The organism is Micromonospora sp. A202 (assembly GCF_006715105.1).
Lineage (GTDB): Bacteria > Actinomycetota > Actinomycetes > Mycobacteriales > Micromonosporaceae > Micromonospora > Micromonospora zamorensis.
On the sequence record NZ_VFMP01000001.1, the window covers coordinates 6,890,089 to 6,909,398 of the forward strand.

General features: G+C 71.3%; 22 protein-coding genes and 3 tRNA genes. 11 read left to right on the forward strand and 14 right to left on the reverse strand.

Translation table 11 applies throughout. From position 1 onward, the window contains the following. Positions 1-52: 52 nt before the first annotated feature. From purM to amcA, 3 genes are all read left to right on the forward strand, one after another. Positions 53-1,207 (forward strand): phosphoribosylformylglycinamidine cyclo-ligase, encoded by a 1,155-nt coding sequence (gene purM / locus FBZ33_RS32030; RefSeq protein ID WP_141912148.1) that lies wholly within the window; start codon positions 53-55, stop codon positions 1,205-1,207. Positions 1,208-1,333: 126 nt separating this feature from the next. Beyond that, positions 1,334-2,425 carry a cyclophane-forming radical SAM peptide maturase AmcB gene (gene amcB, locus FBZ33_RS32035; protein WP_305069805.1) on the forward strand — a complete coding sequence of 364 codons (1,092 nt, stop codon included), beginning with the start codon at positions 1,334-1,336 and terminating at the stop codon, positions 2,423-2,425. Next, the gene (gene amcA, locus FBZ33_RS32040; protein WP_088950950.1) at positions 2,406-2,633 is read left to right on the forward strand and encodes a multiple cyclophane-containing RiPP AmcA; all 228 of its coding nucleotides are present in this window, start codon (positions 2,406-2,408) and stop codon (positions 2,631-2,633) included. Before amcB ends, amcA begins: the two co-directional genes overlap by 20 nt. 137 nt (positions 2,634-2,770) lie before the next feature. Here the strand turns inward: amcA and FBZ33_RS32045 are convergent, their stop codons facing one another. Together FBZ33_RS32045 and FBZ33_RS32050 are read right to left on the reverse strand one after the other, a co-directional pair. Continuing rightward, on the reverse strand, positions 2,771-2,986 hold the full coding sequence (locus FBZ33_RS32045; RefSeq protein WP_088950951.1) for a DUF3073 domain-containing protein: 216 nt from the start codon (positions 2,984-2,986) through the stop codon (positions 2,771-2,773). Between the two features lie 303 nt (positions 2,987-3,289). Continuing rightward, a complete protein-coding gene (locus tag FBZ33_RS32050) occupies positions 3,290-4,372 on the reverse strand; it encodes a Glu/Leu/Phe/Val dehydrogenase dimerization domain-containing protein (RefSeq protein WP_088950952.1) in 1,083 nt (360 codons plus the stop codon). Between the two features lie 193 nt (positions 4,373-4,565). On the opposite strand from FBZ33_RS32050, the gene FBZ33_RS32055 reads away from it, so the two are divergent. Both FBZ33_RS32055 and FBZ33_RS32060 read left to right on the forward strand, forming a co-directional pair. Continuing rightward, positions 4,566-5,405: a hypothetical protein gene (locus FBZ33_RS32055; RefSeq protein ID WP_141912151.1), complete on the forward strand. Its 840-nt coding sequence runs from the start codon at positions 4,566-4,568 to the stop codon at positions 5,403-5,405. 251 nt (positions 5,406-5,656) lie between these two features. Next, positions 5,657-5,866: a BldC family transcriptional regulator gene (locus FBZ33_RS32060; RefSeq protein WP_007073996.1), complete on the forward strand. Its 210-nt coding sequence runs from the start codon at positions 5,657-5,659 to the stop codon at positions 5,864-5,866. An 84-nt stretch (positions 5,867-5,950) separates the two neighbouring features. On the opposite strand, the gene FBZ33_RS32065 is transcribed toward FBZ33_RS32060, so the two are convergent. Further along, positions 5,951-6,340, reverse strand: coding sequence for a PPOX class F420-dependent oxidoreductase (locus tag FBZ33_RS32065; RefSeq protein ID WP_088950953.1), 390 nt, complete (start codon positions 6,338-6,340; stop codon positions 5,951-5,953). 54 nt (positions 6,341-6,394) lie between these two features. Between FBZ33_RS32065 and FBZ33_RS32070 the strand changes: the two genes are divergently transcribed. Further along, positions 6,395-7,174 (forward strand): bifunctional 2-polyprenyl-6-hydroxyphenol methylase/3-demethylubiquinol 3-O-methyltransferase UbiG, encoded by a 780-nt coding sequence (locus FBZ33_RS32070; protein ID WP_141912152.1) that lies wholly within the window; start codon positions 6,395-6,397, stop codon positions 7,172-7,174. A 49-nt stretch (positions 7,175-7,223) separates the two neighbouring features. Here FBZ33_RS32070 and FBZ33_RS32075 read toward each other — a convergent pair whose 3' ends face one another. Further along, positions 7,224-7,511 (reverse strand): hypothetical protein, encoded by a 288-nt coding sequence (locus tag FBZ33_RS32075; RefSeq protein WP_141912154.1) that lies wholly within the window; start codon positions 7,509-7,511, stop codon positions 7,224-7,226. Positions 7,512-7,686: 175 nt separating this feature from the next. On the opposite strand from FBZ33_RS32075, the gene FBZ33_RS32080 reads away from it, so the two are divergent. Together FBZ33_RS32080 and FBZ33_RS32085 are read left to right on the forward strand one after the other, a co-directional pair. Next, positions 7,687-8,544, forward strand: coding sequence for a 3-hydroxyacyl-CoA dehydrogenase family protein (locus tag FBZ33_RS32080; RefSeq protein WP_141912156.1), 858 nt, complete (start codon positions 7,687-7,689; stop codon positions 8,542-8,544). Positions 8,545-8,614: 70 nt separating this feature from the next. Continuing rightward, a complete protein-coding gene (locus FBZ33_RS32085; protein ID WP_088952126.1) occupies positions 8,615-9,358 on the forward strand; it encodes an enoyl-CoA hydratase/isomerase family protein in 744 nt (247 codons plus the stop codon). A 64-nt stretch (positions 9,359-9,422) separates the two neighbouring features. On the opposite strand, the gene FBZ33_RS32090 is transcribed toward FBZ33_RS32085, so the two are convergent. After that, positions 9,423-10,766, reverse strand: coding sequence for an ABC transporter substrate-binding protein (locus tag FBZ33_RS32090; RefSeq protein WP_141912159.1), 1,344 nt, complete (start codon positions 10,764-10,766; stop codon positions 9,423-9,425). 155 nt (positions 10,767-10,921) lie between these two features. On the opposite strand from FBZ33_RS32090, the gene FBZ33_RS32095 reads away from it, so the two are divergent. Continuing rightward, positions 10,922-11,311, forward strand: coding sequence for a hypothetical protein (locus FBZ33_RS32095; RefSeq protein WP_088952127.1), 390 nt, complete (start codon positions 10,922-10,924; stop codon positions 11,309-11,311). A 57-nt stretch (positions 11,312-11,368) separates the two neighbouring features. On the opposite strand, the gene FBZ33_RS32100 is transcribed toward FBZ33_RS32095, so the two are convergent. Continuing rightward, positions 11,369-11,809, reverse strand: coding sequence for a hypothetical protein (locus tag FBZ33_RS32100; protein ID WP_099849712.1), 441 nt, complete (start codon positions 11,807-11,809; stop codon positions 11,369-11,371). Between the two features lie 125 nt (positions 11,810-11,934). On the opposite strand from FBZ33_RS32100, the gene FBZ33_RS32105 reads away from it, so the two are divergent. Continuing rightward, the gene (locus FBZ33_RS32105; RefSeq protein ID WP_141912161.1) at positions 11,935-12,642 is read left to right on the forward strand and encodes a DUF2786 domain-containing protein; all 708 of its coding nucleotides are present in this window, start codon (positions 11,935-11,937) and stop codon (positions 12,640-12,642) included. Positions 12,643-12,663: 21 nt separating this feature from the next. Here the strand turns inward: FBZ33_RS32105 and FBZ33_RS32110 are convergent, their stop codons facing one another. Continuing rightward, the gene (locus tag FBZ33_RS32110; protein WP_088950959.1) at positions 12,664-13,188 is read right to left on the reverse strand and encodes an SRPBCC family protein; all 525 of its coding nucleotides are present in this window, start codon (positions 13,186-13,188) and stop codon (positions 12,664-12,666) included. A 164-nt stretch (positions 13,189-13,352) separates the two neighbouring features. Between FBZ33_RS32110 and FBZ33_RS32115 the strand changes: the two genes are divergently transcribed. Beyond that, a complete protein-coding gene (locus FBZ33_RS32115) occupies positions 13,353-14,525 on the forward strand; it encodes a hypothetical protein (RefSeq protein WP_141912164.1) in 1,173 nt (390 codons plus the stop codon). 378 nt (positions 14,526-14,903) lie between these two features. Here FBZ33_RS32115 and FBZ33_RS32120 read toward each other — a convergent pair. From FBZ33_RS32120 to crtI, 7 genes are all read right to left on the reverse strand, one after another. Then, a tRNA-Phe gene (locus tag FBZ33_RS32120) sits at positions 14,904-14,977 on the reverse strand. A 102-nt stretch (positions 14,978-15,079) separates the two neighbouring features. Next, positions 15,080-15,153: transfer RNA gene (locus tag FBZ33_RS32125), tRNA-Asp, on the reverse strand. Positions 15,154-15,184: 31 nt separating this feature from the next. After that, positions 15,185-15,257: transfer RNA gene (locus FBZ33_RS32130), tRNA-Glu, on the reverse strand. A gap of 154 nt (positions 15,258-15,411) precedes the next feature. Continuing rightward, complete coding sequence (locus tag FBZ33_RS32135) at positions 15,412-16,185, reverse strand: polysaccharide deacetylase family protein (protein ID WP_141912167.1); 774 nt, start codon at positions 16,183-16,185, stop codon at positions 15,412-15,414. 75 nt (positions 16,186-16,260) lie between these two features. Beyond that, entirely contained in the window at positions 16,261-17,205 is a 945-nt protein-coding gene (locus FBZ33_RS32140; RefSeq protein ID WP_088950962.1) for a MerR family transcriptional regulator, read from the reverse strand. Continuing rightward, positions 17,195-17,815, reverse strand: a complete 621-nt coding sequence (idi, locus tag FBZ33_RS32145) for an isopentenyl-diphosphate Delta-isomerase (protein WP_141912170.1) — start codon at positions 17,813-17,815, stop codon at positions 17,195-17,197. Before idi ends, FBZ33_RS32140 begins: the two co-directional genes overlap by 11 nt. Continuing rightward, complete coding sequence (gene crtI / locus FBZ33_RS32150) at positions 17,812-19,293, reverse strand: phytoene desaturase family protein (protein ID WP_141912171.1); 1,482 nt, start codon at positions 19,291-19,293, stop codon at positions 17,812-17,814. Before crtI ends, idi begins: the two co-directional genes overlap by 4 nt. Positions 19,294-19,310: the final 17 nt, after the last annotated feature.

The following is a 19,310-nucleotide window of genomic DNA, read 5'->3' on the forward strand; positions in this document are numbered from 1 at the left end:
CGGCGCGGCCCGGCCACCGCCGGCGCGGCACCGAGAACCAAAGGGGAGAACCGTGACGCACGTGTCCGAGCGCAACGGCGCAGGAAGCAGCCCGACCGGCGCCGGCGGCGACCGTCAGCCCTGGACGGCCGGCGCTGGCCGTCAGGCGCGCAAACGCTCGGTCTCGTACGCCGATGCCGGGGTCTCGATCGACGCGGGCGACCGCGCGGTGGAGTTGCTCAAGTCGAAGGTGCGCCAGACCCGCCGGCCCGAGGTGATGGGTGACTTGGGCGGGTTCGCTGGCCTGTTCCGGCTGGACACGAAGAAGTACAAGAGCCCGATCCTGGCGTCCTCCACCGATGGCGTGGGCACCAAGCTGGTGATCGCTCAGCAGATGGACATCCACGACACGGTCGGCATCGACCTCGTGGCCATGGTCGTGGACGACCTGGTGGCCTGCGGCGCCGAGCCGCTGTTCCTGCTCGACTACATCGCCACCGGCGAGGTCGTTCCGGACAAGGTCGCCGAGATCGGGGCGGGCATCGCCGACGGCTGCCGTTACGCCGGCTGCGCGTTGCTGGGCGGGGAGACCGCCGAGCACCCCGGTGTGCTGCGCCCGGACGAGTACGACATCTCCGCGACCGGTGTCGGCGTGGTCGAGGAGGCCGACATCCTCAGCCCGGACCGGGTCGAGGTGGGCGACGTGGTGATCGCCATGCGCTCCTCCGGTCTGCACTCCAACGGCTACTCGCTGGTCCGGCACGTGCTGCTCGGCGCGGCCCGGATGCGCCTGGACATCGTGATCGACGACTTCGGTCGGCAACGGACCCTCGGTGAGGAGCTGCTCACCCCGACCAAGATCTACGCCAAGGACTGCCTCAAGCTGATCGCCGAGGCGGAGGTGCGGGCGCTGTCCCACATCACCGGTGGCGGCATCCCCGGCAACCTGGTCCGGGTGCTGCCCGAGCACGTCGACGCTGTGGTCAACCGTTCCACCTGGAAGCCGCAGCCGATCTTCGACCTGATCCAGTCGAAGGGTCGGATCGACGACCAGGACATGGAGTCGACCTTCAACATGGGCGTCGGCATGTTCGCGATCGTGTCGGCCGAGGACGCTGACCGGGCGCTGGCCACGCTGACCGGCCGTGGGGTCGAGGCCTGGCAGGCCGGCGAGATCATTGAGGGCACCGGCAACGTGCAGATGGTTGGTCAGCACACCCGAGGATGATCATGTTCCGGTGATCGTACGGGCACCTGATCAGGGCTTCACCCGAGTGGCCTATGCCGCCTAGCCTGAAGGGCTCAGGCTTGGCGGAGGAGGGCGATGGCTGCTCGGGGACAGTCGTTCAGCGGGATGCGGGGTCTTTCCACCGTCCCGTCGTACGTCGTCATGCAGCCCACCACCCTCTGCAACCTCGACTGCGCGTACTGCTACCTGCCGTTTCGTGCCACCGACCAGCGGATGCCGGTGGCGGTGGCCGAGGCGGTGGCGGCGGCGGTCAACCCGTGGGCGGCGGCCGGCCGGTTCTCCGTGGTGTGGCACGGCGGCGAGCCGTTGGCGGCCGGCCGGGAGCACCTGGCCGACCTGATGGCGCCGTTCGACCCCGAGGTCGAGCATCACGTGCAGACCAACGCCACGCTGATCGACGACGACTGGTGTGACTTCTTCGCCCGGCACGAGATGCGGGTGAGCGTGAGCGTCGACGGGCCGCGGGCCCGCAACGGCGACCGGGTCAACCGGGGCGGCCAGCCGGCGTACGACCGGATCCTGCGCGGCGTCGCGGCACTGCGCCGTCATGGTCTGCCCTTCTCCGCCCTGGCCGTGGTGTCCCAGCCGGGCCCGGGGCTCGCCACCGAGCTGTACGACTACTTCCTCGAACTGGGCTGCGATGTACTGGGCATCAACATCGAGGAGACCGAGGGGGTCAACACCCGGGACAACCGCCATGACTCCTCGGCGGTGACCGCGTTCTGGGCGGAGCTGGTCGCGGCGTGGCGCCGTGACCCCCGGATCCACCTCCGCGAGGTCGAGTGGACGTTGCGCTACGCCGCGGCGGTGCTCGACAACTCGGCTGACGGGGTGCTGCCCCGCCAACTGGACCCGATCCCGACCATCGGTCACGACGGCTCGGTGACCGTGCTGTCCCCGGAGTTGGCGGGCTTCACCGACCCGCGCTACGGCGATTTCAGCAGCGGCAACGTCCTGCACGCTCCGCTGGCGGAGATTCTCGGCGGAGCGGCGGGGACCCCGTGGGTGGGGGAGTTCCTGGCCGGGGTGGAGGCCTGTCGGGTGTCCTGCCCCTACTTCGGCTTCTGTGGCGGTGGCCACGCGGCCAACCGCTACTTCGAGCTGGGGCGTTTTGACGGTACGGAGACCGAGCACTGCCGAAACAGCAAGATCCGCCTATTGGATGGAGTGTTGGAGCATGCCCGAGAGCACCAGTAACCGGCGGCCTGAGCGCGAGGCGGATGACGGAGTCAACGAGCGGGTGCGGGAGGCGGCCCCTGCGCTCGTCGCGCTGCTACAGGAGGCTGAGGACGCCAGGCGGCTGCGCTCGGAGGTGTCGGGCGGCGATGGTGCCAGCGCGGTCTGCGCCTGGAACCACTTCGAGAACATCCCGACCTTCTACAACTGGAACAACCGCCCGCGCTGACGGGAGCCGTGAACAGGGGCCTGTCGAGCGGCCGGAATAACTCCGGTCGGGTCAGGCCCCTGATCGTCGGCAGCTGAACCTGCACGGGACGTGCGTGAGCACGCGGGTATCACCGCGTGCTCAGCTGCGTCGAGAGGTCAGCGGGCCGGACGGACCCAGGGATCCGGATCGTCGTCCGCGTGATCCTCATCATCGTCGTCGACGAACTCTTTAGAGTCGTCGTCGAAGTGGTGCTCAGACTTACCAGCACCCGCCAGTTCGCGCTGCAAGGCGGTGAGGTCGGTGTTCGGGGAGTGGTACTTCAACTCCCGGGCCACCTTTGTCTGCTTGGCCTTAGCACGGCCGCGCCCCATGGCTCGACCCCCTCGCACAGAATGCGGGGCAGCCCGAAGGCGGGCCCCGATGACGTCAGGCATCTCTCGTGGCTCTTACGGTACATGGGGATGCCACCGTTCGGCACCTCGGGTTACCGTCAGCCGGCTCTGCGCGTCGCGTCGATCCGGCCGTCACCCAGTGTACCGGGTAAGGAGTGGAACGGTTAGCGCCCGTGACACCGGACAAACCGCATCAAAATTCGATCCGGCCCTCAGCCTACCGAGCCGCGTCGGCACAGGGGGCCCGGAGGCGGATCCCGTCGATCCGCCTCCGGGGAATGCTCAGCGCAGGTGGATCGACCGCAGGCGGCCGACCTCCGCCATCCGGCGCTCGGCCAGCCGATCCGCGGCGACCGCTGGCGGCACGCCCTCGGCGTCGGCCAGGCCCAGGATCTCGCGGGTGGTGTCGTAGATCCGGGTTGCCCGCAGTTTCGCCCGGTCGAAGTTGAAGCCCTCGATCTCGTCGGCGACCTGGATCACACCGCCGGCGTTGACCACGTAGTCCGGCGTGTAAAGGATGCCCCGGTCGGCCAGCAGCTTCTCGATGCCCGGGTGGGCGAGCTGATTGTTCGCCGCACCGGTCACCACCTTGGCGCGCAGCGCCGGCACGGTGTCGTCGTTCAGCGCGCCGCCCAGCGCGCACGGCGCGTACACGTCGATGTCCGCGGCGACCAGCGCGCTGGCGTCGTCCATCAGGGTGACCTGCGGGTGGTTGCTGCGAACCCAGGCCAGCGCCTTCGGGTTGACGTCGGTGGCGACCACCTCGGCGCCGTCCTCCAGCAGGTGGCCGGTGAGGTATTTGCCGACCTTGCCCAGACCGGCGACGCCGACCCGGCGGCCTCGCAGGCTGGGGGTGCCCCAGACGTGCTCGGAGGCGGCCCGCATGCCCTGGAAGACACCCCAGGCGGTGAGGATCGACGAGTCGCCGGCGCCGCCGTGCTCCACGCTGCGCCCGGTCACGTAGCGGGTCTCCCGTGCCACCACGTCCATGTCCGCCACGTAGGTGCCGACGTCGCACGCGGTGTAGTAGCGACCGCCCAGCGACTCCACGAAGCGACCGTACGCGCGCAGCAGCGCCTCGCTCTTGATCTGCTCGGGATCACCCCAGATGACGGCCTTGCCACCGCCAAGGTCCAGCCCAGCGAGCGCGTTCTTGTACGCCATCCCACGGGACAGGTCGAGCACATCGGCGAGGGCGTCGTCCTCGCTGGCGTACGGGTAGAAGCGGGTGCCGCCGAGCGCCGGCCCCAGCGCGGTGGAGTAGATCCCGATGATCGCCTTCAGGCCGCTCTGCTTGTCCTGGCAGAAGACGACCTGTTCGTGACCGGTCGATACCGGATCGTCGGTGCTCGCGAATACGCCCATGGTTGGCTCCTGGAGTGGTGTGCGTCCTTGTGGGACGCGGACCTGGTGGACCCCGGCGGGGATGCTGCCGGTGAGATCGAGCCTAGTATCGGCCGCCCTGGGGACGCTCGACGCGCCGCCGCCGTCCCACGTTGCGGCGCGCGTGGTCCGGCCGCTGACTTCATACGGCTGTGGTTCGTGGGAGGATCGCGCCGTGCCGTCGCTCTTCGCTTCTTACCTGCGCGTGTACGAACCGTTGACCGCCTTCGACCGGGACCGGCAGAGCTACTGGCGCCGCTACGTGTCCGAGGGGCGGGCGGTGGCCCCGGTCGAGGGGCCCGGCCGACAGCGGACGGCGGTGATCGAGGCGCTGGGCGCGGGCTGGACCCGGCTGCCGGACCTGCCGGAGGAGGCGTACGTCCTGGAGACGGACGACAGCCTGCTTGTCTGCCCATGGAACCTGCGGATCCGGGTCGCTGAGGCGGCGCTCAGCGCTCGGGACGGGGTGCCCTCGGTGCTCGCTGACGCCTTCGTGCCGCCGGTGCTCGCCGGCCAGGCCAGGGCGGTCGTCGACGACTGGCGCAGCGGCGCCCGGGTGCTGGAGCACGGGGTGCCCCGGGTGCACGAGCAGATCGCCACCTGGGGAGTGCCTCTGCGGTGGTTCGTGCTCTTCGAGCCGGCCGAGCGGGACCTGGTCACCCAGCCGGGCCGGCGGGCGCTGCGCTACCGGACCGAGATCTCCAAGGCCCGTCGCCGGTCCTCACGGGCGCTGTCGGTGCTGCGCAAGTCGGTGGGCGAGGCTCCGATCACCGAGGCGGTGGAGGAGGCGGCGCGCTGGCTGGAGGAGTTCCATCCGCGCTCGGTGGTCGAGTTGGACTACGGCGGCCTGGTCGACCTGCTCTCCGACGAGACCCTCTCCGCGGACGACTCGCCCGAGTTGGTCGCCACGGGCCTCGCGGGGCTGTCGCGCGGTGAGGCCGAGGAGGCGTCCGCCGCGTACGACACGTTGGTGGCCCGGTGGCGTGCCGTGCAGCTGCTGGAGCGGTGCAACTAGGGGCATATCGCCCGAGGAGCGCTCCCAAGGTGAGGTGCGCTCGTAGTTGACGCATCACGAACCGTGATCATGAGTCCGAATAAGGTACTTTCTGCCGTGTAAAAGTCGTAAAAATCGGGCATGGTTCATCCGTCCGTCTAGGGACCTTCATCCGTTCGGCCCATGTCGGACATCGGGGACTAGCCGGACCATGGGAGACGCGTCGGCCGGCGGGACCCCGGCCGATGTCTATACATGTGGAGGAGTGACCGATGGCATCGCGAACGCACGAACCAGAGCCGCTACTCACGCCGGCCGAGGTGGCGTCGATGTTCCGTGTCGACCCGAAGACGGTGACCCGGTGGGCAAAGGCTGGCAAGCTCAGTGCCATCCGCACCCTGGGTGGCCACCGTCGATACCGCGAGTCGGAGGTCAGGGCGCTGTTGCAGGGTCAGATCCCGCAGCAGCGGCAGGGCGACTGAAGCGGCAATAGTTTTCCGGTCAGGGGCGGTGGATCTCGATCCGCCGCCCCTTTCCATGTCCTGAGTGGCCGCCGCCGCTATGTCTCAGCGCCGCGTCTCGGCCAGCGTCACCCGGATGCCGACCGTGCCGCCCTCGCCGCGCCGCAGCCGGCTGCCGAGCAGGCTGAGCCGACCGATCAGGCGGTACTTGTGCTTGAGCAGGTCCCGTACCCGACCGGTGTCGCCGTTGCCGTAGATCGTCGCGTGGGCTGGCACCTCCGCCCCGTGTGGCCGCCCCCGCACGTCGCACGGGGCCACTGTCACCTCACCGTTGTGGCGGATCCGCTTCACCTTGCCCGAGTCGGCCCGGGTCCAGACCGCCAACGCCTCACCATCTCGTACCGCCCAGACGGGGGTCGGCACCGCCCGACCGTCCTTGCGGAAGGTCGTGAGCAGGATGTACTTCTCGGCCGACAGCCGGTCCAGCATGGTCACGCCGCCAGGATACGGCCGCTACCGGCCGCTGAGTGGACAGATAGCGTGAACGTCGTGACGGTTGAGCCTCGAATCGGTGACGTGGTCGGCGAACTGCTGCGGGACACGCTCGCGGTGGCCAGCGGGGTGGGCCCTCGACCGCTGGTCGGTGGGCGCCTGCCCCGGCCGGTCATCGAGATCATCGAGCGGGACGACGGTCTGATCAACGGCGCGCCGGCGGCCCACTATCTGGACGGTCCGCAGGACTGGCAGCCGTACGACCACCGCGCGGTGGACCAGGCTTGCGGCGAGACGCTGGACATCGGCACCGGCGCCGGCCGGATCGCCCTGCTGCTCCAGGAGCGCGGCGTACCGGTCACCGGGCTGGACACCTCCGCGGGCGCGCTGGCCGTGAGTCGACGCCGCGGTGTCCGGCGGCTGGTGCACGGCACCGTCGACACGCACGTCGCGGACGGGCAGCGTTACGACACATTCCTGCTGCTCGGCAACAACCTCGGGCTGTTCGAGGGGCGGGAGCGTGCCCCCGTGTTCCTGGCCGCGCTCGCCGCGCTGGCCCGACCGGGGGCGCAGATCATCGCGCACGGCACCGACCCGTACGGCACCCGTGACCCGGTGCACACGAGTTACCACGAGCGCAACCGCAGTCGGGGTCGGCTCGGCGGTCAGCTCCGGCTCCGGTTGCGCTACCGGGAGCTGAGCACCGAATGGTTCGACTATCTGGTCTGCTCGGCGGAGGAGTTCGCCTCGCTGGTGCACGGCACCGGCTGGCGGTTGACCGATGTGGACGACCGCGACAAGCCCTACTACCTGGCCACGCTGCGGCGCGCCGACTGAGCGACGGCCCCCGCGCTCCGCATCGGGGAGGCGGGGGCCGTCGTACGGCTCAGACCTGGACGGTCGGGGGAAGCTGCTCGGGCGGCAGACCGCCGTCGCCGTCGACCACCTCGTCCGGCTGGCCGTCCTCGTCGATGTCGACCATGGTGATGTCCACCTTGCCGTCACCGTCGGTGTCGAACTGGAACAGGTCCGCCTTGCCGTCGCCGTCGGTGTCCACCACCCACACGTCGGTCTTGCCGTCGTTGTTGGTGTCGGCGCGCAGCAGTTCGACCCGCTCGTCGCCCCGGGTCTCCACGATCTGCCCGTCAGTGACGCTCTCCGGTGCCTGGCTCATCTCGGTGGTCCTTCCCTCGGTTGACGGGCCGTCAGTACCCGATCCCGCGCTCCCCCACGCATGAGCCGGGTCGTCGAGCTGTCTAGGGTCGCACCATGAGCGAGCGGAGCGGGCGGAACACCCCGGTCGGCGTGGCGGGGACCCCGCGCGCCGACAGGCGGGACAGGGAGGCGTGATGAGCGATCGTTTCGTGGTCGTCGGTGCCGGCACGATGGGGCTCGGCATCGCGTACGTGGCGGCCGGGGCCGGGTACGCCGTGGAGATGGTCGAGGTGGACCCCGAGCGGGGCGCCTCCGCGCTGAACCGGCTCGCCGACCTGTGGGAGCGGGCGGTGCAGCGCGGGAAGCTGAGCGCTGACGAGGCCGCCGCGAACCGGCAGAGGGTCACGCTGCGTCCCACGCTCGCCGACGTCGCTCCCGCCCCCGAGGTGATCGTGGAGGCGGTGCCGGAGCGGCTCGACCTGAAGCGGGCAGTGCTGCGGGACGCCGCCGCGCTGAACCCCGCACTGCTGGGCAGCAACACCTCCAGCATCGCCATCGGTGAGCTGGCCGCTGGGCTGGACGCGCCCGAGCGCTTCCTCGGCCTGCACTTCTTCAACCCGGTCTGGGCGATGGCCCTGCTGGAGATCGTGGTCGGCCCGGCCACCGCCGAGGAGACCACGGCTGCGGCCGTCGCGCTCGCCGGCCGGTTGGGCAAGGACCCCGTCGTCGTACGCGACCTGCCCGGCTTCGCCACCTCACGGCTCGGGGTCACCCTCGGGCTGGAGGCGATCCGGATGGTCGCCGACGGGGTGGCCAGCCCGGCCGACATCGACAAGGCGATGGTGCTGGGCTACCGGCACCCGATCGGGCCGTTGGAACTCACCGACCTGGTCGGCCTCGACGTGCGGCTGGACATCGCCCGCACCCTCCAGGCCGCGTACGGCGACCGCTTCGCACCGCCGCCCCTGCTCGTGGAGATGGTGGCCGACGGGCGGCTGGGCAAGAAGTCGGGGCAGGGCTTCTACCAGTGGAAAGCCGGGGTCAAGCAGTGAGCGCGAGGAGTGAGCTTGCGAGCCCCGCAGTCGCGAACGGAAGGTGGGCGCAGTGAGCGCGGTGGGCGCGGTGAGCGGCTTGCGGATCGAGGAGCGACCGGACCGGCTGGTGGTCACCCTGGACCGGCCGGAGAAGCGCAACGCCATCGACGCCGAGCTGATCGCCGAGCTGCACCAGGTCTGCGCCGAGCTGGAAGCCCGGCCCAGACTGCTGCTGCTCACCGGTGGCGCGGCGGGCATCTTCGCCGGAGGCGCCGACATCGGCCAACTGCGTGAACGGGGCCGCACCGATGCCCTCGCCGCGATCAACTCCGCTGCCTTCGCCCGGATCAGAGCGTTGCCGATGCCCACCGTCGCCGCCGTCGACGGCCCGGCGTTGGGCGGTGGCGCGGAGCTGGCGTACGCCTGCGATCTGCGGGTGTGCACGGCGCGGGCGGTCTTCGGTCAGCCGGAGGTGCGGTTGGGCATCCTGGCCGGCGCTGGCGCGACCCACCGGCTGCCCGCGTTGGTCGGTGAGGGCCGGGCCAAGGAGCTGCTCTTCACGGGCCGGCGGGTGGACGCCGCGGAGGCGCTGCGGATCGGCCTGGTGAACCGGGTGGTGGACGAGCCCGACGAGTTGCTGACGGTGGCGCACGCGCTGCTGGACGAGATCGCCCTGGGTTCGCCGCTGGCGCTGCGGCTGACCAAGCTCGCGGTCGACGCGCCCGCCGCCGCGCATCCGCAGCTCGACCTGGTCAGTCAGGCGGTGCTCTTCGAGGACGAGGAGAAGCACCGGCGGATGACCGAGTTCCTGGAGCGCCGCCGGCCGCGGTGACTCCTGGAGACGAAACGGCCGCACCGGCGAGCGCCGGTGCGGCCTTCGTGTGCCTGTGGTCGTGCTACTGCCGGATCTGCACCTCGGCGTCGGCCAGGCCGCGGATCACCTGGGCGGACTCGCCGAAGCCGATGATCAGCACGGCGTCCGCGCCGAAGTCCTTGATCTCCTTCGCACCCCGGCTGAAGTCGACGGGTGCCGCCTTGGCATCGGCCGGCGGCTCGTACGTCAGCAGCTTGAGTCGATCGGCAGCGATACCGGCCTTCTCCAGCTCCTCACGGACGGTGCCCTGGAGGCCCTCACCGTAGGAGTCCTTGCGAGCCACGATGACGATCTTCTGCGAACCGTCGCGGAGGATGACGTCGGCCAACGCCCGGCCCTGGAGGCTGTCCGGTGGGGCGGTGCGGAAGTAGAGGCCCTCGTCGTCCACGTCGGTCAGGCTGCTGTCGGTGTTCGACGGAGAGAAGAGGATCTTCCCGGCCTGCACCACGTTCGGCAGCACGGCCCGGGAGATGCCCGAACCACCAGCGCCGATGATCACGCTGACGCCAGCCGCCGCGTGCCGGGCCACCGTCGCCTTGGCCACGTCCGGGTTGGTGCCGTCGTCGCCGTCCAGCCACGTCACCGGCTTGCCCAGGGCGCCGCCGGCGGCGTTGATCTCCTTGATCGCCAGCGCGGCGCCGGCGGCCATCGGCGGGTAGGCGATCGACAGGTCACCGGTCTTCGGCAGCAGACCGCCCAGGATCAACGGTTCCTGCTCGGGGTCGCCGCCCGGGCGCTGCTTCTTCGGCTTCGGCGGCGTCTTGGTGCTCGCCGCCGACTCGATGCCCGCGCCGACGAACTCGGTCTTGCCGTCGTTGATCTGCTGCCCGTCGAAGGTCAGCGTGGCGTAGCTCGCGGTGGCCGGCTCACCCTTGTCGGTGAAGCCCGCCCGGGTCAGCGAAACCCCGCGGTACTCGATGTCCTGCCCGTTGCGGGCCAGCGTGAGGCAGCTGACCGGGTCCTCGCAGCGCTGCCCGTCGTTGGTCACCGCGACGATCTGCTTCGCGATGGCAGCCGGGTCGGTGCTTCCGGCCAGCTGCGCGGCGAGCACGGCGATCACCACCGCGTCGTACGTCTCGGCCGAGTACACGTAGTCCGTCAGCGCCGGATTGACGGCCCGTAGCCGGCCCTTGAAGTCCTCGGGTAGCGGAACGAGTGGCGTGGTGCCCTTCATCCCATCCACAAGACCTGCGCGTTCTTTCAACTCCGCAGGGTAGGTGTTGAGCATGTTGCCGTCCGTGCCGTAGAGGCGCACCTGTTGGGCGCTGGTCTCCTTGGCCTTGTCATCCCCGCAAGCGCTTGTGGCGAGCAGGATCGTCGCGCAGGCAGCCAGTGAGGCCACCCGCGAGCGGCGTGATACGAGCATGGTCGTCCTTCCTCCGGCGAAGGTCCGCTGCGCACATTAGCGTGCCGAGGCCGACGGCGGGACCGTGGAGGTGGCGCAAAGCGCAGGTAGCTCGCCTTGAACACGGACAGTGACGGTTGTCGGGAGCCTTGACGACGCGTCCTACTGTGCGCTGGGTGACGGACCTACCACAGCAGACGTTCGACGACGCGGCCGCCGTGCTCCACTCGGCGCTGACCGGGGATGGAGAAGCGGTGGTGGGAGCGTTCGACGCGGTCGTCGACCGGGCCGGCCTGAGCGGCGCGTACGGGGTCGCGTGGTGCCTGGCCGCGACGATGCTCGGTGACGCTCCGGCGGCCAGCGGTGCGGCCCTGGACTTCCCGGGAATCGACCAGGCTGAGTATGACACCCGCTGGGTGGCCCGCTTCGTCAGCGCGTACGCCAACCGGGACGAGCCGACCGGGGAGGCGCTGTTCGGTGCCGCGGCAGCCGACGGGCTGCTGCCCGACTGCCTGCTCACGCTCGCCGGCTCGACGATCGCCACCCTGCGCAGCCGTGCCGGGTGACCGGCCGCCGGTTCGCGGCGTCCGTCGGGGGGCGGACGCCGCGACCGCGCGGACCACTCAGAACGCGTGGTACGCGATCAGCGGCTCGTACTCGTAGCGCAGGTTCTCGAAGCGGACCCGGAAGTTGACCCCGTCCCGGACGTCGGTCGCCACCGTGATCCAGCCCGAGTTGGCCGGCAGGTAGGTCCAGTAGTTGCAGGCACTCGTCTTGTCCACGAAGATCACGCACGCCTCGGTGGCGTACACGCTCGCGTTGCGGACGTTGATGTCGCGACAGCGGGTCGTGGTGCGGTACTGGCCGGCCGATCCGCCGTAGCGGCCCGTCTCGAAGTACGACCGGACCGCCCCGCCGTAACAGGTGGCGAGCGGGGCGAACGCGTTCGCCCCGGAGCTGACCGGTGCGGTCGGTGTTGTCGGCTCCGCCTGCGCGGGTGTGCCGGCGAAGAGCAGGGTGGTGGCCGTGGCGACGGCGAGCAGGCGAGCGGTCGGGGATGACATGCGTGCCTCCGAAGCGGGTGACTGACCGTCCGTATTGGACTGATCATCCGACCGTGACGATGATACGTATCGATCAATGGCGGCGTGACCCCGTGATGTCCGGCCCGTGTGGTAGCTCTGTAGGCATGTCCGAGGCGATGCTCAGCAAGGTGCGCAAGCTGCTGGCCCAGGCCGAGGACCCGGCCTGTACGCCCGCCGAGGCCGCCGCGTTCACCGCCAAGGCGACCGAGTTGATCGCCCGCTACGGGGTGGACCGGGCGCTGCTCGCCGTCCGCGACCCGACCACCGACCTCGTCGGTGACCGGGTGCTGGACATCGTCGCCCCGTACGCCCGCGACAAGGTCGGCCTGCTCGCCGCGGTCGCCGAGCCACTGCGCTGCCGCTGCGTACGCCGCCGGCAGGGCAACGGCTTCGCGCTGCACCTCTTCGGCTTCGCCAGCGACCTGGAACGGGTCGACCTGCTCTTCACCTCACTGCTCGTACAGGCGGCGCACGGCCTGGCCGCCACCGCCGTGCCGGCCGACGACCACCCCGCCGCCTTCCGCCGCTCCTGGCTCGCCGGTTTCGCGGAAGTGATCGGGGGTCGGCTCTGGGCGGCCGAGACGGCGGCGGCCAGCGAGTCGGGCACGCCGTCGGTGGCGCTGGTGCTGGCCGACCGGTCCGACCGGGTGCAGCGACGGCTCACCGAGGAATACCCGCGGCTGCGCACCGCACCGCCGCGCCGGCTCGGCGGCACCGGCTTCGGTTCGGGGGCGGAGGCCGGCCAACGCGCCAACCTGGGTGGTCGGGACCTCGGCGGCTGCTCCGCCGGCGACCGGCAGCTCGGTCGGTGACTCCGTGCGCTCGTCAGCTTGTCAGGCGGAAGTGCCGGGGCCGCGTGACACAGTGGCGACGTATCGGGTGAGCAGCTCGTGCCAGCCGGCGGTGAGCGCCTTGCGATATCCCTCGGCAGCCTCGCCGTGCCGGTCGAAGTGCCGGTGCTCCAGCTCGACCCGGGTGCGCTCCGGCCCTTCGGGAAGGAACAGCACCTCGACCTCGCTGGCGCGGGCCGGGTCCGGCACCGGCGCCCGGTCGGGGCCGATCTGCCAGACGAAGACCAGCCGCCGCGGTGGATCCCAGGTGAGCACCCGACCCCAGTCGGCGCGGAAACCGTACGGGCCGATCTCGTAGAGCATCCCCCCGGCGCGCGGCTCCATGCCCAGCTCCGCGAGAGCGTCCGGGCCGGACCAGGTGTACTCGGTGACCCACCAGTCAGTCAGCTCGTCGGTGAACACCGCGAACGCGTGCTCGGCGGCGCCCGGGACGAGGAGACTGCACCGTAGGGAGAACCGGTCGACGTCCTGCCGGATGTCGGCCGGATCAGTCATTTCCTGTCCCATAGGCCCGGACCATACCGGCTGATGCCCGCGTGTGCAGCTTCGCACGGTGCCCGGTTCCAGACAGAGGGTCGCCGACTCGTCACGGACGGGATGCCCCGCCGGAAAGCGGGTAAGCGCGCCGAACGCCCGGACGACCGGGACGGTGGCAGGCGGGGCGGGAGATCATGAGCGAGAGCGCGCAACAGCGAGGGCCGGACCGGAACGTCGAGAGCGCGGACCCCGATGTCCTGCTCGACATCCCGAAGGTCTCCGTCGACTCGATCCGACTGGCCGTCGACGGCCTGGACGCCGACCTGTCGCTGCGGGCCCGGGTGGCCAACCTGCTCCAGGTCGACGCCGGCGTACGGGTGCACCTGAACGGCGGCGAGCTGGACATCAACGGGGTTCAAGCCGAGGCGCAGTTGCGGGTGCGGTTGGAGCAGCTGACCAGGATCCTGGGCCGGGCGCTCGACACACTCGACGCCAACCCAGAGATCATCGAGGCGCTCGCCCGGACGGCCGTCACCACCGTCGACGACGTGAACCGCAGCGCGCAGCAGCTGGCCCCGGGGTCGATGGGGGCCGCTGAGGTGCGGGGGTCGGCGCGGCGCTCCAACGGCGTACTCCAGGAGTTTGGTCAGCAGGTCGGTGCGGTCGGGGCCGTCGCCGACCGTGCCCAGCCAGGCCCCGGTCGGCCGGGGCCGGGTGCGGGTCAGCCGGGTGGGGGCCGGCCGGGTCCGGGTCAGCCGGGTCCGGGTGGGCCAGGAGCGGTTTTTGGTCGGTCAGAGGCGGCGCTGGGCGGGCCCGGGGCTGGTCCGGGTCGGCCTGGGGCGGGGCCCGGCGGCGCCGGGAAGGGTCCTGGGGGCCCTGGGCCCCATGCCGGAGGTCCGGGACCCAGTGCGGGCGGACCCGGGTCTCAAGCGGGTGGCCCCGGGCCGGGCCAGAAGTCGCAGCCGGAGTCCGGTGGGCCGCAGGGCGGCCGGGCTCCGGAAGGCCAGCCGCACGAGGAGCCACGCCACGCTGAGGGGCAGCGGCACGAGGAGCCACGCCACCCCGAGGGTCAGCGGGCCGCAGGCCCCGGTGACGGGAAACGGTCGGCCGGCGCGGACCGGGGAGGTGAGGGTCCGGCGGGGTCGTCTAACGGGGAGCGTGGGAACCGACCGGGCCAGTCGGCAGGCCCCGGGCCAAGCCCATCCGGCGATCGTGACGGCGGTGGAGGGTTGCTGGGCGGGGCGCAGAGCGCAGCGCAGCTCGCCGAGCAGGCGGGGGAGACCCTGCGGCAGGCCGGGCGCAGCGTGTGGGAGGCGATCCAGAGCGGCGTGGCGCAGCACCGCCAGCAGGGGCGCCGAGACGAGTGACGCCGGGCAAGGCGGACCAGCGACGCCGCGCGACCGGTCCGCGCAGCCGGTCCCGCGCAGCCGGTCCCGCGCAGCCGGTCCCGCGCAGCCGGTCCCGCGCAGCCGGTCCCGCGCAGCCGGTCCCGCGCAGCCGGTCCCGCGCAGCCGGTCCCGCGCAGCCGGTCCCGCGCAGCCGGTCCCGCGCAGCCGATCCGCGCGACCCAGGCATGATCGACTCGCTTTTCAGGAAAGCGCGGTATTGGGCACCTTCCGATGCCCCGATTTCCGGGAAGTCGAGTGGATCACACCCGTGGCGGGCCGGTCCCGCAGCCGTAAACAGCAAGATCCCCACCTGCGTTTCCGCTGGTGGGGACCTCTGTAGCCCGGCGAAAGGCTATGTGGCCAGGGGCGGGGTCGAACCGCCGACCTTCCGATTTTCAGTCGGACGCTCGTACCAACTGAGCTACCTGGCCGTATCGCTGCTCGGCTCATGCTACCCGGCAACCGGACGAACCGGTGGCAGGGCGACCTGCTCCGATACGCAGAACGCCGCGCGAGGCGCGGCGTCAGCGCTGCGGTCCTGACGGGACTTGAACCCGCGACCTCCGCCTTGACAGGGCGGCGAGCACTCCAACTGCTCCACAGGACCTAGCTTGTGTTGCTCCGACTTGCGCCGGTCGTGCCCCCAACGGGATTCGAACCCGTGCTACCGCCTTGAAAGGGCGGCGTCCTGGGCCGCTAGACGATGAGGGCGGCCCCGCCATCATTGCACACTCGCAACTTCAAGCGGACTTGCTCCCATCCGGCCCCGCCGGAGGCTTGGAAAGCATACGTGATGCCCGGTCGGTCGACAAAATCGGTATCCGCAAGGGCTTCGGAAGAGACATAACAGCAGGTCAAAGCCGGTCTAGCGGAGTTTGGTGATGCCGAAGCGCTTCTTCAGGTCGGCGATCAGGTGGGGGCAGGCGGCGAGCGTCGCGGCCCGATCGCCACCCCCGTCGTGCAGCAGCACGATGGCGCCGGGGCGGGCGGCGGTGTGGATGCGCTTGCCGATCGTGACGGCGTTCGGCTTGTCCCAGTCCTGTGGGTCGACCGACCAGTGCAGCGGGCGCATGCCGAGACCCTTCGCCACCGCCAGCACCTCCGGTGTCCACCGGCCGCCCGGCTGCCGATAGAAGGACACCTTGGCGCCGGGCGCCGCTGCCTGGATGGCCCTGTTCGTGCGTTTCAGGTCGGCCTTTATCTCGTTGACGGGCCGTCGGGCCAGGTCGAGGTCGTGCCGCCAACTGTGGTTGCAGAGCTGATGCCCCTCGTGGACGATCCGCCGGACCAGCTCCGGATGGCGCTGCACCTCGCGACCGACCACGCAGAACGTGGCGGTCACCTTGGCTGCCCGCAGTTGGTCGAGAACCTTGGGAGTCCAGGTCGGGTTGGGCCCGTCGTCGAAGGTCAGGACCACCGGGCGTACGCCGCTGTTGCGCCGCAGGCCGGCCGGGAGCTTGGCCGGCAGCGGCCGCAGCGGAGGCTTGGTGGCCGTGGGATGCGGTGACGGCGTGGGCGCAGTGGTGGACTCCACCGGCTGCGGCGCGCCGGCGGGCGCGATGGTGTGGTCCGGCCCCGCACAGCCGGACAAGACCAGCGCCACGGCGAGGACGGACGCCAGAAAGGCGCGGGCTCGCATCTGCTCGCTCCCGGAGGGTCGGGGTAGGCGGACCCGCCCGACGGTAGTTCACGCGATCACCGGGCAACAGTGCGATCAGTCACGCCTCGACTGGTCCAGGGAGTCACGGACCGCGACGGCGAGCGACACCGCCTCGGCCAGGTCGACCGGCCGCACCACCCCGGCGGGCAGCGTGTCGGCGCGCCAGCCGGGGCCGGCGGCGAGCGCCAACAACGGGCGGCGGGGTGCGGCGAGCAACGCGCTGAGCTGGGACGGATCGGCGGTGGCCCGGGTGTGCGACCAGAGCACCACGGCGGCCGGACCGGTCCGGTTGACCGCCTCCACGAGAGCGGCCACCGGCACCCGGGCGCCGAGCATCCGGTAACTGACCCCGGCCTCCGCGAGCGCGGCGGCCAACGCCTCCAGTGGCAGGGTGTGCTGCTCCTCGTCGGCGCAGGAGAGCAGGATCCGGGCCGGCCCGGTGGGAACCTTGGCCCGACTGGCCGCCGCCAGAGCCTCCGAGACGCAGCGGGACACCAGGTGTTCCACCTCGATCAGGCCGGTGGTGGCGGCGTGGCGTTCGCCGATGCCGGCTAGCACCGGGCGCAGCAGACCCTCCCAGGTGGCGACGACCCCGACGGTGGCGAGGGCGTGCGCGATCGTCTCGCTGATCGCCGCCGCGTCCAGCCGCATGGCGGCGCGGGCCAGACCACGGGCTGCCGGGCCGGCGCGGCCGACCGGGATGGTGCCACCGCCGTCGCGGCCGGACGGGGGGATCCGGACGGGGGTGACGGTGCCGTTGGGTGTCGGATCCGGTGCCTGGCGAGCCCAGCGAGCCGCCTCGGCGGGGCTCACCCCCTCGGCGGTGAGCCGTCGCATGATTTCGAGACGGGCCAGGTCGGTCGGGGTGTACCGGCGGTGGTGACCGGGGATGTGCTCACTGGGCCCGAGCCCGTAGCGCTGGTGCCACGTGCGGAGGGTCGTCACCGCGACCCCCAACCTGCGTGCGACCGCGCCCGCGCTCAGCGCCTCATCGACCACCCGACCGCTCCGCCGAGTCATCCGCCGACAGAGCAGGCGGGGTCACGACCAGGCCGGGTGCGCCGGACGTGGGGCCCGAGGGGTGCAGCAGCCGGTTCACCACCCCGCCCAGCCAGGGCGCGTACGACCGGGGGTCGAGATCCAGCTCGGCTTCCAGCGCGGTCGGATCGGCCCACCGCAGCTCGGCGACCTCGTCCGGGTCCGGCAGGAGCGGGGCCCCGGGCAGGAAATCGCCCCGCAGCACGTGGTCGTACTCGAATTCGACCCGACCGGTCGCCGGGTCCTCGGCGTAGTAGACGTAGACGCCGACCTCGGTCAGCTCGACCGGGCCGGCGCCCAACTCCTCGCGTAGCCGCCGGTTGGCCGCCTCGGCGAGGGACTCGCCGGGCTGGGGGTGGCCACAGCAGGCGTTGGCCCAGCGCAGCGGGAACCGGGTCTTGACGGCGGCGCGCCGCTGGAGCAGCACCTGGCCGTCCGAGTCGACCAGCAGCACCGAGAAGGCCCGGTGCAACTGCCCCGGAGCCTGGTGCGCCGCCGCGACGGTCGTCTCGCCGTGGGCCTCGCCGTTCTCGTCGACCAGCTCGACGAGGTGGTCCTCGCGGCTGCTCATCGCCCTTCCCCGGTGATCCGGCCGGCTGCGAGCTTGCCGGAGATGAGCACCATCGGTACGCCGACGCCGGGCTGGGTCCCGGAGCCGACGAAGACCACGTTCGACAGTTTGCGGTGCAGGTTCGACGGGCGGAACGGGCCGGTCTGGAAGAGGGTGTGGGCGGCGGCGAACGGCGTGCCCGCGGCCATGCCCTGGTCCTCCCACTCGGCCGGGGTGATCGCCCGCAGCACCTCGACGCCGGCACCGAAGCCGACGTAGCCGCGCTCCTCCAGGGTGCCGATCAGCTGGTCGCTGTAGCGCCGGGTCAGGTCGCCGCGCCACTCGAACGGGGCCCGGTGCAGGTTGGGCACGGGCGCCAGCACGTAGTAGGTGTGCCGATCGGGTGGGGCCACCGACGGGTCGGTCCGGCTCGGGTTGGTCACCAGCAGCGACGGGTCGGTCATCAGCTCACCCCGCCGGATGACCTCATCGAAGGTGCCCTTCCACGCTCGTCCGAAGTGGATGTTGTGATGGGCGATCTTTTCATATCCCTGTCGGGAGCCGATGTGCAGAACGACGCAGGACGGTGAGTAGGTGAGCCGGCGCTGCGGGGCGGCGGGGAGCAGGTCCCGGTAGGCGACCGGCAGGTCGGGGTTGAGCACCACCACGTCCGCCGGCACCAGTTCGCCGTCGGCGGTGATCACGCCGGTGGCGCGGCCGTTCGCGGTTTCGACCCGGGTCACCGTGGTGCCGTACCGGATCTGCACGCCGTGCTTCTCGGCCGCGCCGGCCATCGCCTTGGAGACCGCGTGGATGCCGCCGCGCGGGAAGTAGACCCCGGCCACCGAGTCCAGGTACGCGATGACCGTGTAGATGGCCAGCGCGTCGTGCGGGGCGAGGCCGGCGTACATCGCCTGGAAGGAGAAGATCCGCTGGGTACGCGGGTCCCGGAAGAATTGGTTGATCTTCGTCTGGAGTCGCCGGAAGGCCCCGCTGGCGAGCAGCTTGAGGAGGTTGCCGGTGATCAGGTCGGTCGGCGCGTCCAGGTTGCGCTCGATGAAGTCGGCGCGCTCCAGGCGCCACAGCTCCCGCGCGTAGTCGACGAAACGCAGGTAGCCGTCGGCCTCGCGCGGCCCACAGACCCGGGAGATCTCCGCCGCCATCCTGGTGGTGTCGGTGAGCACGTCGAGGGTGGAACCGTCCGGGTAGTACGCCCGGTAGGCAGGGTCGACCGGGGTCAGGTCGAGCCAGTCGTCCAGCTCCTCACCGACCGCGCCGAGCGCCTCGGCGATCAGGTCGGGCATGGTGAGCACGGTCGGGCCGGTGTCGAACTCGTAGCCGTCGACCCCGAGACGGCCGGCCCGCCCACCCGGCACCGGCTCGCGTTCCAGCACTGTCACCTGCCGGCCGCTGCCGGCCAGGTGCAGCGCGCAGGCGAGCCCGCCCAGCCCGGCCCCGACGACCACCACCCGGTCCGTCCGTCCTGTCACCGTCCGCACGTGACCACCTCTTCCAG